Origin of the sequence: Streptomyces xantholiticus (assembly GCF_014651015.1) — a bacterium.
GTDB classification, from domain to species: Bacteria; Actinomycetota; Actinomycetes; order Streptomycetales; family Streptomycetaceae; genus Streptomyces; species Streptomyces xantholiticus.
Window position 1 is genome coordinate 22,394 of the sequence record NZ_BMWB01000006.1, and the last position, 15,163, is coordinate 37,556.

Below are 15,163 nucleotides of genomic sequence, written 5' to 3' on the forward strand. Positions count from 1 at the left end.
CGACTGCGTCGAGGGATCATGTGGGGCAGGCGGCAAGGCGATGGCAGACTGACAGCCGATTCGCCGAAGGAGTCTCCGCCATGTCGATGATCCAGCATCTGCGCAAGGCCGTCCGCCGGACGTACCGACGTGCCGTGGACCTCAGCCACCCGGCGCGTTCGCCGCTCGGCAGCGCGGTCGTCAAGTGTGCGATCTACATCGAAGGAGGGCGGCAGGCGGGCGACTGCTCGACCGAGGAAGCCCTGCGGCGTGTGCGCAAGTCGGGCGGCGGTTTCGTCTGGATCGGCCTGCACGAGCCGGACGAGAAGGAGTTCGCGGACCTGGCCGGGCTCTTCGGCCTGCATCCGCTGGCGGTCGAGGACGCCGTCCACGCTCATCAGCGTCCGAAGGTGGAGCAGTACGACGACATACTCTTCGCCGTCTTCAAGACCGTCCGGTACGTCGAGCACGAGGAGCTCACCGCCACCAGCGAGGTCGTGGACACCGGCGAGCTCATGGCGTTCATCGGTCGAGACTTCGTCATCACCATCCGCCACGGCGGCCACGGCTCGCTCGGTCCGCTGCGCGAAGCCCTGGAGACCGCACCCGAGCAACTGGCCAAGGGGCCGTCCGCCGTCCTGCACGCCATCGCCGACCATGTGGTCGACGACTATCTCGCCGTAGCCGAAGCGGTACAGAACGACATCGAAGAGGTCGAGAGCGCTGTCTTCGCCGAGCAGGCGGACCGTGGCGACGCCGGCCGGATCTACCAGCTCAAACGCGAACTGCTCGAACTCAAGCGGGCCGTGACACCTCTGGGCAGGCCCCTGCAGCAGCTCGCCTCACAACCCATGCCTCAGATCGCCCCCGACATCCGCGCGTACTTCCGTGACGTCGCCGACCACCTCGACCGGGTGACCGAGCAGATCACGTCCTTCGACGCTCTGCTCGACTCCATCCTCCAGGCCCATCTCGCCCAGATGACCGTCGCCCAGAACGCGGACATGCGCAAGATCACGGCATGGGCGGCGATCATCGCCGTACCGACCATGGTCTGCGGCGTCTACGGCATGAACTTCGACCACATGCCCGAGCTGCGCTGGACCTACGGCTATCCCCTGTTCCTCGGTGTCATCGCGGTCGCCTGTGTCGTCATCCACCGGGGCTTCCGCCGCAACGGCTGGCTCTGACGCCGCCACCTGCTCGCGGGCCGGCGGCAGCGCGGGGCCGCCTCGTGCCTGGAGATGTCCGGCTCCGAGGGGCTGTCGCGGGGCCGGTCAAGTCAGGCGTCGAACGTCGCCACGGCGTGCAGCCCGGCGTGATGCAGCGTGCGTTCGACGCGACGATTCGCGTGGGTGACGCGCATGCTCGGGGCATCCGCAGCTCCGGCGACGCGGAGCAAGGCGTAGGCGCAGACCAAGTCGATCCGCTCCACAGCACCCATGTCGAGCAGCCACTCCCGACTGCCACTGAGGCGCGGATCCTGCAGATGTTCCTCGAGGGCGAGTGCCATCGACGAGTACAGAACGCCGTGGAAGGTCATGATGACGCGTTCGCCGTCCGTAGAGATGGCAAGGGGAAGCTGCTGCCCGGGGGATGTCGAGGTTGTCATGGGAATCTCCAGATCCGCGAGAAGCACCGAAGCGACCGCATGCAGAGCTAATGTCCTATATACGGCATACACCCCAAATATGAACGAATAGCTACTTCAAGGTTAAGAAGCCGGTCAACCGCCTTAGCGCGGGCGGACAGCTGAGCCGGCCTCGGGCACCGGCGAGCTGCCCCACACCACCTTCGCAGTCGGAGCCGGCGCCGCGGTGGTGAGCGGACGGCCACCCGGGCTGCCGGCCTGGTCCGCCCGCCCGATCCGGTCGACGCCGTCGAGGTCCAGGGGTGGTCGGCCCGGGGCCCGGCGATCGGTTCCGGCCAGGTCAACGCGACGAAGGCCCTCACCTGGCTTTCCGGATCCACCCTGCGGGCGGTCCCTGCCCGACGCGCTGCTCGCGTGGCCGTTGCTCGTGGTGAGCGCCGCCGGGGCGACCGTACGGCGTGGGGAGCTGCAGCTGAGGTCGCTCGACGAGCACACCCCGAGACAACTCGGCCGGGGACCGGCACGCACGCGCCTCGGGTTCCTCCTGCTCGGTGTGCTGCCGAGCCCCACCGCCGTGGCCTCCGCAGGCACGGTCGGGTTCGTCGGGCTCGTGGCACCCCACGCGGTACGTGCCCCGGTGGGCCGCCGGCACGCCCGCAGGCGCTGCCACGCAGATGGTGGCCCCTGTCGTAGGTTCCCGTTACACCCACGACACCGCGCAGAGCGGCCGGTGCGGGCTGGGCCCGCACCGGCCGCTCCTGCTCCGCCCGCTACGGAGTCACGCCTCGCTCACGGCTTCATCTCGTAGGTTCCGGCCAGGGATTCGACGCGCTCCCACACACGCGCAGAGCGGCCGTCGTCCACGACGGAGCGCCGGACCGCGTCCAGAGCCCAGCGCTGCTGCTGTGGCGTGGCGGAGTTTTTGCCGTGCAGTTCGACGGCGTGTGCGGAGAAGTCGCGTACCAGGACGGCGAACAGTTCGTCGAGCACGTCTTCGTCCGGGCTCGTCAGCCCGGCCTGCTCCAGGATCAGCTGACCGTGCACGACCAGCGCGAACAGTTGGCCCACGGCGAGGAGCAGGTCGAGGTCCCGGCTCTGCTCCTCGTCGGGGGCGGCGGTGGCGACGAACTCGCACAGGACGTCCGCCTGCTCACGGAAGCGGCCGACGTTGGGCAGGTGGGCGTAGGCGTCGAACACGGGACGCCAGTCGTGGAAGCGGACGGAGCCGAGGCCGCGTGCCGGTCCCTGCCGGAAGAGGAAGACGTCGTCGGCGGCGTCGAGACGGGTGGGCACCGGCGCGTACTCGGCCGGGTTCAGCAGATGGTTGCGCATGAACTTGAGGATCAGCGCGAGGTTGACGTGGACCGTTCCCTCGAGCTTCGGCAGCCCCCTGATCTCGACGGCGGCCTGGGCGAAGTAGGTGTCCTTCTCGAAGCCCTTGGCGGCGATGACGTCCCAGAGCAGGTCGATGACCTTCTCGCCCTCCGTGGTCACCTTCATCTTCGTCATCGGGTTGAAGAGCAGGTAGCGGCGGTCGTCGGGGCCCGCGGAGCGGAAGTAGTCGACGGCGCGGTCGCTGAACAGTTTCATTCCGACGAGGCGGACATACGCGTCGGTCAACTCGCGGCGCACGTGCGGGAAGGCGGTGACAGGGCGGCCGTACAGCATCCGGTTGTGGGCGTGGGTGACTGCCTCGTACATCGCGTGCTCGCAGATGCCGATGGAGGCGGTGCAGAGGTTGAACTTGCCGACGTTGACGGTGTTGAGCGCGGCGTCGAAGGCGGCGCGCCCGGTGTGCAGGACGTCCTCGGGTCCCACCGGGTAGTCGTCGAGACGGAACTCGCTGACGTACTTGGAGGAGTCGACGACGTTCTGCACGAGGTGGTAGGCCGGGTGGCGGCTGTCCGCAGCGAAGAAGACGTAGCCGTCGGGGCCCTCGACGTCGGTGCGGCGGCCGAAGACGGAGACGAGTCCGGCGGCGTTCCCGTTGCCGATGTAGTACTTGGATCCGCGGGCCCGGAAGCCGCCGTCGCCCTCGGGCTCCAGCAGCATGTCGGTCGAGTAGATGTCGGCACCGTGGGCCTTCTCCGACAGCCCGAAGGCGAAGACCTCTCCCTGGGCGAGCAGTTCGGCGGCACGGGCCCGAGCGGCGGCGTTGTCGCTCTGCCAGACCGGTCCGAGGCCGAGGACGGTGACCTGCCAGGCGTACCAGTAGTCGAGCCCGTAGAAGCCGAAGATTTCGTTCAGGGCGGCGATCCGCGCCGTGTCCCAGCGCTTGCCCTGCCCGGGCTCGCCCTCCGAGGCGGGAGTGAGGAAGGTCGCGAACAGTCCTTCCTCGGCGGCGAATGCGATGAAGTCGGCCAGCCAGGCGCGGGTGCGGTAGTCCTCGATCAGCTTGCGCTTCCCGCGGGACTCGAACCAGTCGACGGTGGCGCGCAGCAGCCTGCGGGTCTCCTGGTCGAAATGGGCCGGGTCGTACGTGCGGGGATTGAACAGGAGCGTGTCGGCCATGGGTGTTCGCCTTTCCGGCTCGAGGTGGTCGGGGGTCAGGAAGAGATGTGGTCCGGCACGACGGGGAAGCCGTGCCGACGCGGGAGCACGGGGCGGCTTCCTCCGCGCCGGCGGGTCACCGGGCGCGTCCGAGGCGACGAAGCGTGACGAGAACGTCGTCGAGCCAGGCGATCATCATCCGCTCGTACGCGATCCCACCGCGGAGAACCGCATGCTGCAACTCCCGCCCGGCATCGGGGAGTTCGTCGTCGGCCGCATCTGCGTCACTCCGACCGAAGTCCCGTCGCTCTCCGGCGAGGTAGTGCTCGAGCCGGTCCCTGTGCATCCGCTGGTGCCGTTCGACCTCACCGACCAGGGCGTGCGGGTCGTCGAAAGCCGCGCCGCGGATCTTCACGGCGAGCTCGTGCCGGACGCTTTCCGGTCGGATGGGCTCGTGGAGCCACTCGCCCAGGGCGGACAGGCCCGGCGCCGAGACCGAGTACTCCTTCTTGTCCGGTCGGCCCTGCTGCGGCACTTCCCGCACCTCGATCCATCCGTCGGCCTCCATCCGTTTGAGGACGCGGTAGATCTGCTGATGGGTGGCCGTCCAGAAGTGACCGATGGACCGCTCGAACCGGCGGGCCAGCTCGTACCCGGAGCCCGGTTTCTCCAGCAGGGAGACGAGGATCGCGTGTTCGAGGGCCATACGGTGATCCTGCTATGCAACTCGTTGCATAAACAAGGGCGGACCGCCCCGGTGAGACGTGGCTCACTCGCACCCGGCCTGCCGGCACAGGCAGCCCGCATCACGAGCGTGGTCTAGCGTGGAAAGTGAGGACCGCATCGCAGGACACATGGAAAGCGAGACCCGCATCCCGGGACAGGTGGGCCCTCTCCTCGTCCGGCGGTCGCCCGGCCGGAAGTCCGAGAGGCGGAGCCGCCGATCGGCAGGTGGACACCATGACCAGAACGGCCGGCCAAGTCGGCACGGACAACCGTCACCATGACGTGATCGTCGTCGGCGCACGCTGCGCAGGTGCACCGACCGCCATGCTGCTCGCCCGTCTCGGACACCGGGTCCTCCTGGTCGACCGGGCGACCTTCCCCAGCGACACGATCTCCACGCACCTGATCCATCCGCCCGGACTGGCCGCGCTGGACCGGTGGGGGCTGCTGGACCGGGTGGTCGCGACCGGATGTCCCTCCATCGACACCTACGCCTTCGACCTCGGTCCGTTCACCATCGCCGGGTCCCCCGCAGGGGCGGGCTTCGAGGTCTCGTACGCACCGCGTCGCACCGTCCTCGACAAGATACTCGTCGACGCCGCCGCCGAGTCCGGTGCTCAGGTGCGCGAGGCATTCACCGTCAAAGACATCGTGTCGGACGGCAGCACGGTCTCTGGCATCACGGGCCATGGCAAGGACGGGAGGCTCGTGACCGAACACGCCCGTGTGGTCGTGGGCGCGGACGGACTCCACTCGTCGGTCGGGAAGGCAGTGGGCGCCGTCGGCTACGCGGAGAAGCCGAAGATCAACGCCTACTACTACACGTACTGGGCGGGACTGGCGATGCACGGGACGTTCGAGGCCTACGACCGAGGGGACCGGGCGTTCGCCGCATGGCCGACCAACGACGGTCTGACGATGGTCATCTGCGGCTGGCCGATGCGGGACTTCGAGGCCAACCGCGGTGATGTCGAAGGGAATTACCACGCCACGTTGGCCCGGGCGCCGGCCTTGGCCGAACGGGTGTCCGCCGCCCACCGGACCGAACGGTTCGTCGGCATGGCCGTTCCCAACTACTTCCGTAAGCCGTACGGTCCGGGCTGGGTGCTGGTCGGCGACGCCGGATATCTGAAGGATCCCATCACCGCCCAGGGCATCCAGGACGCCTTCCGGGACGCGGAGCGGTGCGCGCGGGCACTCGACGACACCTTTGCCGGACGGCAGACGTTCGACGAGGCCATGCGGTCGAGCCAGGAGGCCCGGGACGCGGAGGTCATGAGCATGTACGAGTTCACGGCGGAGTTCGCGTCGATGGAGCCGCCGCCTCCCGAGATGGAGCAGTTGCTCCTTGCGACGTCCCGGAGCCGATCTGCGCAGGACGAGTTCGCCAGGGTGACGGCCGGAGTGACCCGGCCCGAGGAGTTCTTCGGCCACATGAAGGAACGGATGGCGCATGAGGCGGGCAGCCCGGCCTGACCGTCACCGAAACCACCCCGTCCGGTGATGCCCCGATGACGATTCCGCCCGGGCAGGATCCGGGACTGCACCGGGCCCTGCTTGGGCGGACCGTGTGCCCGGTGAGTGATACCGCGCACATGCCGGTGAGGACGACAAAGGTGCGTGTTAGCGTCCGCGCGTGACATTTCCGGCCCTGGACGTATTCACGTCGGCTACCGCCGCGGCGGAGCCCGACGTGCACGATCGCATCGGCGCATCGCAGGTGCCGGACGCGCGGGAACTGGTCGAGCTGTTCGACCTGTTCGGGGAGGACTTCGTACGCGACCCCTTCCCCTGGCTGGACGCCCTGCGCGCCGAGTCGCCCGTGCACCGCGACCCGGGCACCGGGCTGTGGCTGGTCAGCCGCCACTGCGACGTACGACGGGTGCTGTCCGACTCGTCCGCCTTCCTGCCGGACAACGCGCAGAACGCGGTGGCCCCGCTGCCCGTCGCCGTGCTGCGGACCCTCGCACGGGCCGGCTTCACACTCCCGCCCGCGCTGGCCAACAACGGCACGGCCAGCCATGCCGGGCTGCGCCGGGTCGTCACCCGGTTCTTCAACTCCCGGCGGGTAGCGGCCGCCGTCCCTGTGATCGAGCGCTGCGCCGACGAACTGCTGGACGCGGCGCAGGCCCGGATCGACGCCACCGGGCGCTGTGACCTGTTCGCCTCCTTCGCGCAGATCCTGCCGTGCCGGGTGCTGATGGAGCTGCTCGGTATCCGGGGTGTCACTCCCGATACGCTGGTCCGCTGGAGCGACGCCTCGCTGGAACTGTTCTGGGGCAGGCCCTCCCCCGAGCGTCAGCTGGAACTGGCCTGCCTCGTCGGTGAGTTCCACCAGTGGCTGACCGACACGGTGCACAGCGCCACGGCGGCGTCGGACTCCTTCATCGGGGCGCTGTCCCGCCACCGCCTGCCCGACGGAAAGCCGCTGGACACGCCAACCGCGGTCAGCGCCTGCTTCTTCGTCTTCATCGCCGGTCAGTCCACCACCGGTCAACTGATCGCCACCGTGTTGCGCCGGGCGCTGGCAGAGCCGGAACTTTTGCCGCGCCTGGTGTGCGAGGCGGGGTCGGCCGAGGCCTGGGTGGAAGAAGTGCTGCGGCGCGAGCCGCCGGTGACCACCTGGCGCCGGATCACCGCACGGCCTGTGGAACTTGGTGGTGTCGAACTCCCGGCGGGTGCGCAGCTGCTCCTCATGCTGATGGGGAGCGGCTCCGACCCGGCCGTGTTCGCGGAGCCGGAGCGGATGTGCCCGCATCGGACGAACGTCCGCCATCACCTGGCCTTCGGAGCCGGCCGTCACCGCTGCCCGGGGGCGTCCCTGGCGCGCACGGAGGCGGCGATCGCCCTGCGGGCGGTGGCGCGCCGTATGCCGGACGTCCGGCTCACGACGGAAGGGGACGAACCGCCGATGCTCGGCCTGTTGTCCTTCCGGGCACCCCTGACAGTCGGGGTGGAGCGACGGCTCCCCCGATGACGGCGTCGGCCGACCCCGGCCGGACCGACGCTTCCCCTTCGAGCGGAGGTCAGGCGCAGGAGGGGCACAGCCCGCGGTAGGTGACCTCCACCTCGGAGACCGTGAAGCCGAACCGTTCCTGGGCCGGGAGGTCGGCCAGCGGATCTCCGGTCGGACGGACGTCGCGGATGGTGCCGCAGCGGGAGCACACCAGGTGCTGGTGCGGGTGGTGCGCGTTGGGGTCGTAGCGCTTGGCGCGGCCGTCGGTGGAGACCTCGATGACCTCGCCGAGCGAGACCAGTTCCCCCAGGGTGTTGTAGACGGTCGCCCGGGAGATCTCGGGCAGCCGCTGCACCGCGCGGGCGTGCACCTCGTCGGCCGTGAGATGCACGTGGTCGCCCTCGAGGACCTCCGCAACGACACGCCGCTGGGAGGTCACCCGCCAGCCACGCCCTCGCAGTCGCTCCAGCAGGGCACTCATATCGGTTCACCTGTTCAGGCTTGGCGGGACATCCGGAGTTCACCGGCCGACGTCCGGGCCCCGATTGGATATGGAACCCGCAAGCTTCTTGACCTGGACTATGTCCATTGTAGGATCAGATCCGGCAATAGCCAAGGGAGCACGAGCCTCCAGCGCGGCAGGAGACCCAGACATGACAGGACCACCGCCGAGAAGCCGAACGGTGCCGGCCTGAGCGGCCGGCCGCCTCTCGCGGAGGGCTGTTCAAGGCCTCGCTGGGGGGTGCCCCGCGTCACCGCCGTTGCCTCGGGGCGCTTCGCGCAAGGTGCAGATCCCTCCAGCCCCGTACGCCGTATCGCACCGCCAAGCGCTGATACCCCTCGGCACGCATGCCCTCGGCTGTTCCACCGCCGGCCATTCCCGAGCACCACGATCCCGCTCCGCCCGAAAGGATTCCCATGTCCGAGAACCCGGATGCAATCGTCACAGACCCGAAGGCAGAGGGCGGAGGCGGTTGCCCGGTTGCGCACGGGCGCGCCCCGCACCCGACACAGGGCGGCGGAAACCGCCAGTGGTGGTCGGAGCGGCTCAACCTGAAGATCCTCGCCAAGAACCCCGCCGTGGCCAACCCGCTGGGCGACGAGTTCGACTACGCCGCGGCGTTCACATCCCTCGACCTCCCCGCCGTGAAGCGGGACATCGCGGAGGTGCTGACGACCTCCCAGGACTGGTGGCCCGCCGACTTCGGCCACTACGGCCCGTTCATCATCCGGATGGCCTGGCACAGCGCGGGCACCTACCGGATCAGCGACGGCCGCGGCGGCGCCGGCACGGGCCAGCAGCGATTCGCCCCACTCAACAGCTGGCCGGACAACGGCAACCTCGACAAGGCCCGCCGCCTGCTGTGGCCGGTCAAGAAGAAGTACGGTCAGGCGCTGTCGTGGGCCGACCTCATGATCCTCGCCGGCAACGTCGCCCTGGAGTCGATGGGCTTCAAGACCTTCGGTTTCGCCGGCGGTCGCGAGGACGTATGGGAGCCCGAGGAGGACGTCTACTGGGGCCCCGAGTCCACCTGGCTCGGCGACGATCGCTACACCGGCGACCGCGAGCTCGAAAACCCGCTCGGCGCGGTCCAGATGGGCCTCATCTACGTCAACCCGGAGGGACCGAACGGCAACCCGGACCCGCTCGCCGCGGCGCGCGACATCCGCGAGACGTTCCGGCGGATGGCGATGAACGACGAGGAGACGGTCGCCCTGATCGCGGGCGGTCACACCTTCGGCAAGACCCACGGCGCGGGCCCGGCGGACGCTGTCGGCCCCGACCCCGAGGCCGCCCCGATCGAGGAGCAGGGCCTCGGCTGGAGGAACAGCCACGGCACCGGCAAGGGCGGGGACACGATCACCAGCGGTCTCGAGGGGGTCTGGACGAACACCCCGACCGCCTGGGACAACAGTTTCTTCGAGATCCTGTTCGGCTACGAGTGGGAGCTGTTCAAGAGCCCCGCCGGCGCGCACCAGTGGAGGCCGAAGGACGGCGGCGGCGCCGGTATCGTGCCCGACGCCCACGACCCGTCGAAGCGCCACGCCCCGACAATGCTGACGACCGACCTCTCGCTCCGCGTCGACCCTGCGTACGAGCAGATCTCACGGCGCTTCCTCGAGAACCCCGACGAGTTCGCGGACGCCTTCGCCCGCGCGTGGTTCAAGCTGACCCACCGTGACATGGGCCCGATCGTGCGCTACCTCGGCGCGGAGGTCCCGAGCGAGACCCTGCTGTGGCAGGACCCTCTCCCGCCGGTCACGCACGAGCTCGTCGACGCCGAGGACATCGCCGAACTCAAGGGCCGAATCCTCGCCTCCGACCTGTCGGTGTCCCAGCTCGTGTCCACCGCATGGGCCTCGGCCTCGTCCTTCCGGGGCAGCGACAAGCGCGGCGGCGCCAACGGCGCGCGCATCCGCCTCCAGCCGCAGAGCGGGTGGGAGGTCAACGACCCCGACCAGCTGGCGTCGGTGCTGCGCACCCTGGAGGGGATTCAGCAGTCCTTCAACGCCGACCGGACCGGCGGCAGGCAGATCTCGCTCGCCGATCTGATCGTGCTCGCCGGCTGCGCCGGCGTCGAACAGGCCGCCAAGGACGCCGGCTTCGACGTCCAGGTGCCCTTCACGCCGGGCCGCGTGGACGCGTCGCAGGAGCAGACCGATGTGGAGTCGTTCGCCGCACTGGAGCCGGCGGCCGACGGGTTCCGCAACCACCTGGGGAAGGGCAACCGGCTCCCGGCCGAGTACCTGCTGATCGACCGGGCGAACCTGCTGACTCTCAGCGCCCCCGAGATGACGGTACTCGTCGGTGGCCTCCGTGTCCTCGGCGCCAACCTCCAGCAGTCGCCGCTCGGCGTCTTCACCGACGCCCCGGGCACCCTGACCAACGACTTCTTCGTCAACCTGCTCGACCTGGGCACGACGTGGACGGCCACGTCCGAGGACGCGAACACGTTCGAGGGCCGCGACGACGCCACGGGCGAGGTCAGGTGGACCGGCAGCCGTGTCGACCTCGTCTTCGGGTCGAACTCCGAACTGCGGTCTCTCGCCGAGGTCTACGCGAGCGATGACGCGAAGGAGAAGTTCGTGAACGACTTCGTCGCGGCTTGGGACAAGGTGATGAACCTCGACCGGTTCGACCTCGTCTGATCACGACGTCCAGGTCGGCCGGCACCGGCCGACCTGGACGTCCTCGGCGCGAGTGGACCTCACCGTCGTGGGCCCCGGGGCTGCCCGCCGCATGCGGTGCGCAGCATCGCGGCCCCTTCATGGTGGGGCGAGTTGCTAGGACGGTACGGCGACACCGCTGTGCGGCTCTTCGGTCTCCGGCTCCTGCGGCGGATCAACGAGCTGCTCGCGCAGATAGTTCCAGACCACCGCGATCAGCGCGGCCACCGGAACGGCGAGCAGGCTGCCCACAACACCGGCCAGGCTGCCGCCCAACGTCACGGCGAGCAGGATCACCGCCGCGTGCAAACCCAGTCCACGGCTTTGGATCATGGGCTGGAACACGTTGCCCTCGAGCTGCTGCACCACGACGATGATCGCCAGTACGAGCAGGGCGTCGGTCAGGCCGTTCGACACCAGTGCGATGAGCACCGCGACCAAACCGGCGAACAGGGCACCCACGATGGGCACGAACGCGGACACGAAGGTCAGCACCGCCAGCGGCAGCACCAGGGGGACCCCCAGAATCCACAGGCCCAGGCCGATGAAGACGGCGTCGAGCAGGCCGACGAACGCCTGGGAACGCACGAACGCGCCCAGAGTGTCCCACCCGCGCGCGGCCACGGTCGGGACATCGGTGGCGAGCCGGCCGGGAAGCTGGCGGGTGAGCCACGGAAGGAAGCGCGGGCCGTCCTTGAGGAAGAAGAACATCAGGAAGAGCGCCAGGACGGCGGTGACCACGCCGCTGAACACGGTGCTCACTCCCGTGACGACAGTGGTGACCATGCTGCCGACGCTGTCCTTGATACGGGCGGTCGCGGCGTCGAAGGCACCTGTGATCTGGTCGTCGCCGATGTTCAGCGGCGGCCCGGCCGCCCACTCGCGCAGCTTCTCGATGCCTTCCACCACACCATCGGCGAGCTCGCCGGACTGGGATGCCACCGGCACCGCGATCAGCGCCACGATGCCCGCGGCGACCAGGAGGAACAGGACGGTCACCACCGACGCGGCCAGGGCAGGGGGCCACCCGCACCGGCGCAGGAAGCGCGCCAGGGGCCAGGTCAGCGTGGTGAGGAACAGGGCCACTACGAGCGGCCAGACGATGGACCACATGCGGCCCAGAAACCACAGGGCCACCCCGGCCATCACGAGGACCAGCAGCAACTCGACCGAGACGCGCGCCGAGGTACGAAGCGCGGCGCGGGTTCTCGTGGAACTCAACGTGGCAGACATGGAGCTCACCCTATTCGTACTCCCGTCCCACTTCGGAATCACCGCTGGCGGGGAGCCACTTCGTCGAGCAACTCGGCCCGCCCGGCCGACGAATTGACCGGGTGTCGGCACAGAGGGTGACCCGACCCCGGCGAAGGCACGGCACGGCACGGCACGGCACCGAAGGTCACCCGGGCCAGGCCGAGCACATCGGATCTGGTGGGTGATCCGCTCGGTGCGGCAGTGCCTATGCTGCGTGGATGGCGAGCAACAACAGCAGATCGGCCCGGCCCGCACAGGAGTTCCGCCCGGCCCGCACCACCCCGCTGTCCCGCATGGGCGGTTACGGAGTGGACGGCCGGCGGCTGGCCCGAGGGACGGCGGGCCTCGCGCTGTACGGGGTGGCAGCGGGCACCGGGACAACCATGCTCGGACGGGCGGCACCGGGCCTGGATTGGCTCGTGTTCGCCACCGGGTTCACCCTCGGCATCGGCCTGGGGATCGCTCTCCTGATCCTCCACAAAGCGGCATGGACGGCCGTGCTTTCCGTGCCCGGCACAGCAGCCGTCGTGATGGGGGCGATCGGCGGAAGGCCCGGAGCGGTCGTGGCCGGCGCGGCGCTGTGGACCGTTCTCACGGTGGTGGCCGGCCTGCGTGGGTTCCGGCGGCGCCGGCGCGGCATCGAGCCCTGGTGGGACCGACTCACCTGACCTGCCGCGACCGGGCCGTACCGCGTGGACGGCAGGCGGCGAGCCACCATTCGCCGCGGGCGATGTGCGCAGCCGCGGCGCTCTCTGCCGCGGCCCGGTCGCGGGTCACCAGGGCCGCCGGGGTGGCCAGGGTCGCCCGGCCGTCCAGCGGCTCACGGCGGGCCCGGTCAAGGGATGAGGCGCGCGAGGCACTGCAGCACCTCACGACCGTTGCGCGCGTGGGACGAATGTGACGCGGAACAGCTTGGGCCACAGTTTGCCGGTGAGCAGGAACTGATCCGTGCCGGGGACGACCGCAATGCCGTTCAGTACGGCTGAGCCGGGCCGCTCTTCCGCGTCCAGCAGGCCTGCGGCGTCGATTTCCCCGGTGACGGTGCCGGTGTTCGCGTCGATGCGCATGATCCGGTCCGAGAACAGGACATTGGCGTAGACGGTGTCGCCGACGCATTCCAGTTCGTTGAGGTGCATCACGGCCCGCCCTTCGGCGGTGACTTCGACCTCGCCCGTCTTCGCCAGGCTCTCCGGATCGCGGAAGGTGAGCCGTGACGACCCGTTGCTCGTCACCAGCCGGTTGCGTTTGCGCTGATGGCACAGCCCCCAGCCTTCGTCTCGATAGGGGACTCTGCGCAGTTCGGCGAGAGTCCTCGCATCGCGTTGGACCGCGATGCCATTGCGCCATGTGAGCTGCCACAGGGTCGGCCCGACGACGGTGATCCCCTCGCCGAACAGCGGAGCGGGCAGCTCCACCCGAATCGTGGGGCCGCCACCGAGCGGGCTCGCGCGGATCGAGGACCTCCCGACCAGACCGGTGCTCTCGTACAGAATGCGTCCGGAGACCTCCAGCCCCTGCGTGAACGCCTGAGGGTCGTGGGGCAGAACGTCGAGCACGCGGACCTCCAGCCGCTCGACCTGCCCGGCGAGCCGCCCGGCTGCACTCGCACCACGCCGTGCGGCTTCGCCGCCCGGACCGTACGAGGGGGCCACGCCTGCGGTGAGCAGAGCCGCCGCCATGAAGACGGGCAGCAGAAGACGACGCATGGCGTCACATTGGCACAGCGTCGACCGTATTCCGGTGTGGCCGCGCCCGTGCCTCGCCGCACCGCCGGCGGACCGTGGCTCGCCGACCCGTGGCTCGCCGACAAAGACGTCCACCTATCCCCTTGCGAAGGACGGCGAGCCTTGCATCCACCCGGCTGTTGCGGCCGTTCTCGGCCTCACGGTGCCGAGCGAGGAAGCAGCCTCAGGCGCCCACCTTGCCGACCTGGTCACCGCGGCCGTCGCGATCGTCCTTCTCACCTTGGGATGAAGACAGGCGTCAACACTGACGGCAGCGCCGACCGATGGCGGAGCGGACAGCCGCCCCCGTCGGTGCGGCGGAGTCGTCGCACCGGCTGCTTCGCTGCGGCCCGCACGGCCCATGCTGAGAGTCACCGCATGCGATCGGGTCCCGGTCGGGCCCGTGGCCGGCCCACAGGTGAGTGATCATCACGGAGTGATCGCAGACCTGTCCCTTGCCCGACCGTCCGCCGTGCCTGGCGCACATCGGTGAAGCCGGCCCGGGCGGGGGCACAGCGGCCAAGCCATGGGGACAGCCGGTTCACGCGAATGCGTCGACGCGAACATGATGCATGACACTGCTGGTGACCCGGTAGCGGCCGTTGGGGAGGCCTGCGGCGGGGACGACACGCACCGTCAACGGACCGGCCCATTCGTAGCGGTTCACTTCCCCGTGGCGGACCAGCATGTCGGTCAGCGCCTGCCCGACACGGCCTCCGCGCCGTGTCAGCTCCCGGTGGACGTCCGGCTCGAGTTCCACCTCGTAGGCGTTGGGTACCACCACGCGGCTCTGGCTGCACACCACGACGTGAGAGTCGCATTCGTGCCGCAACGCATCGAGCAGCTCGACCTGTTCGCTGCGGAAAGCTTTGGCGAGGAGTGCATCCTGCCAGCGTTCCAGGGCTCGTTCCCATCGGATCAGCGTTCCCATGGCACGCGGGTGCCCGAAACTTCGCGGGCCACGCACCTCCCGCGCATCCGTCTGTCGTGCCGCACCGCGCGCCGACCGGTCCGCACCGGCCTGGAGAAGTCCTTACGGGCGCCGGAAACCCTGTCGCCGCAATCCGCTGGGCGGTGGCCCCACGACCCAGCATCGACGAAGCGGCGGGCCGCCTGCACGGCCCGCCCCCTGGTTCCCGTGCGCTCCCCGGCCGGTGGTAACACCCGCTACGGCCTTGGCCGACCGCCCACTTCCACCGACGTCCTGGCCGGCCGCGGCGATCCGCTGGAGCCGCGGACGATCAAACGGGTGGGCACGGTGATGGTACGGGCACG

Annotated in this window: 13 protein-coding genes and 1 pseudogene; 7 read left to right on the forward strand and 7 right to left on the reverse strand. The window is 69.6% G+C overall.

From position 1 onward, the window contains the following. The first annotated feature begins 80 nt into the window (after positions 1-80). The gene (gene corA, locus IE198_RS12120; protein ID WP_189885678.1) at positions 81-1,169 is read left to right on the forward strand and encodes a magnesium/cobalt transporter CorA; all 1,089 of its coding nucleotides are present in this window, start codon (positions 81-83) and stop codon (positions 1,167-1,169) included. A gap of 92 nt (positions 1,170-1,261) precedes the next feature. On the opposite strand, the gene IE198_RS12125 is transcribed toward corA, so the two are convergent. Continuing rightward, positions 1,262-1,591, reverse strand: a complete 330-nt coding sequence (locus tag IE198_RS12125) for an STAS domain-containing protein (RefSeq protein ID WP_229833860.1) — start codon at positions 1,589-1,591, stop codon at positions 1,262-1,264. 321 nt (positions 1,592-1,912) lie between these two features. Here IE198_RS12125 and IE198_RS35120 point away from each other — a divergent pair. Beyond that, positions 1,913-2,228 (forward strand): annotated as a pseudogene (locus IE198_RS35120) (iron chelate uptake ABC transporter family permease subunit); the annotation flags it as partial. Positions 2,229-2,359: 131 nt separating this feature from the next. On the opposite strand, the gene IE198_RS12135 reads toward IE198_RS35120, so the two are convergent. Beyond that, entirely contained in the window at positions 2,360-4,081 is a 1,722-nt protein-coding gene (locus tag IE198_RS12135) for an acyl-CoA dehydrogenase family protein (RefSeq protein ID WP_189885682.1), read from the reverse strand. Between the two features lie 115 nt (positions 4,082-4,196). Further along, positions 4,197-4,766, reverse strand: coding sequence for a PadR family transcriptional regulator (locus IE198_RS12140; RefSeq protein WP_189885683.1), 570 nt, complete (start codon positions 4,764-4,766; stop codon positions 4,197-4,199). Positions 4,767-5,020: 254 nt separating this feature from the next. On the opposite strand from IE198_RS12140, the gene IE198_RS12145 reads away from it, so the two are divergent. Next, a complete protein-coding gene (locus IE198_RS12145) occupies positions 5,021-6,262 on the forward strand; it encodes an NAD(P)/FAD-dependent oxidoreductase (protein ID WP_189885685.1) in 1,242 nt (413 codons plus the stop codon). Positions 6,263-6,479: 217 nt separating this feature from the next. Beyond that, the gene (locus IE198_RS12150) at positions 6,480-7,763 is read left to right on the forward strand and encodes a cytochrome P450 (protein WP_189885687.1); all 1,284 of its coding nucleotides are present in this window, start codon (positions 6,480-6,482) and stop codon (positions 7,761-7,763) included. Positions 7,764-7,812: 49 nt separating this feature from the next. On the opposite strand, the gene IE198_RS12155 is transcribed toward IE198_RS12150, so the two are convergent. Further along, positions 7,813-8,223 (reverse strand): Fur family transcriptional regulator, encoded by a 411-nt coding sequence (locus IE198_RS12155; protein ID WP_189885689.1) that lies wholly within the window; start codon positions 8,221-8,223, stop codon positions 7,813-7,815. 437 nt (positions 8,224-8,660) lie between these two features. On the opposite strand from IE198_RS12155, the gene katG reads away from it, so the two are divergent. Beyond that, positions 8,661-10,892: a catalase/peroxidase HPI gene (gene katG, locus IE198_RS12160; RefSeq protein WP_189885691.1), complete on the forward strand. Its 2,232-nt coding sequence runs from the start codon at positions 8,661-8,663 to the stop codon at positions 10,890-10,892. A 135-nt stretch (positions 10,893-11,027) separates the two neighbouring features. Here katG and IE198_RS12165 read toward each other — a convergent pair whose 3' ends face one another. Continuing rightward, positions 11,028-12,143 carry an AI-2E family transporter gene (locus IE198_RS12165; RefSeq protein ID WP_189885693.1) on the reverse strand — a complete coding sequence of 372 codons (1,116 nt, stop codon included), beginning with the start codon at positions 12,141-12,143 and terminating at the stop codon, positions 11,028-11,030. Between the two features lie 239 nt (positions 12,144-12,382). On the opposite strand from IE198_RS12165, the gene IE198_RS12170 reads away from it, so the two are divergent. Continuing rightward, positions 12,383-12,832, forward strand: a complete 450-nt coding sequence (locus IE198_RS12170) for a hypothetical protein (RefSeq protein WP_189885696.1) — start codon at positions 12,383-12,385, stop codon at positions 12,830-12,832. Positions 12,833-13,033: 201 nt separating this feature from the next. Here the strand turns inward: IE198_RS12170 and IE198_RS12175 are convergent, their stop codons facing one another. Continuing rightward, a complete protein-coding gene (locus IE198_RS12175) occupies positions 13,034-13,870 on the reverse strand; it encodes a glutaminyl-peptide cyclotransferase (RefSeq protein WP_189885697.1) in 837 nt (278 codons plus the stop codon). Between IE198_RS12175 and IE198_RS12180 the strand changes: the two genes are divergently transcribed. After that, positions 13,869-14,138: a hypothetical protein gene (locus IE198_RS12180; protein ID WP_189885699.1), complete on the forward strand. Its 270-nt coding sequence runs from the start codon at positions 13,869-13,871 to the stop codon at positions 14,136-14,138. The genes IE198_RS12175 and IE198_RS12180 overlap by 2 nt on opposite strands. Before the next feature lie 291 nt (positions 14,139-14,429). Here the strand turns inward: IE198_RS12180 and IE198_RS12185 are convergent, their stop codons facing one another. After that, on the reverse strand, positions 14,430-14,819 hold the full coding sequence (locus IE198_RS12185; protein ID WP_189885701.1) for a DUF3662 domain-containing protein: 390 nt from the start codon (positions 14,817-14,819) through the stop codon (positions 14,430-14,432). Positions 14,820-15,163 lie beyond the last annotated feature (344 nt).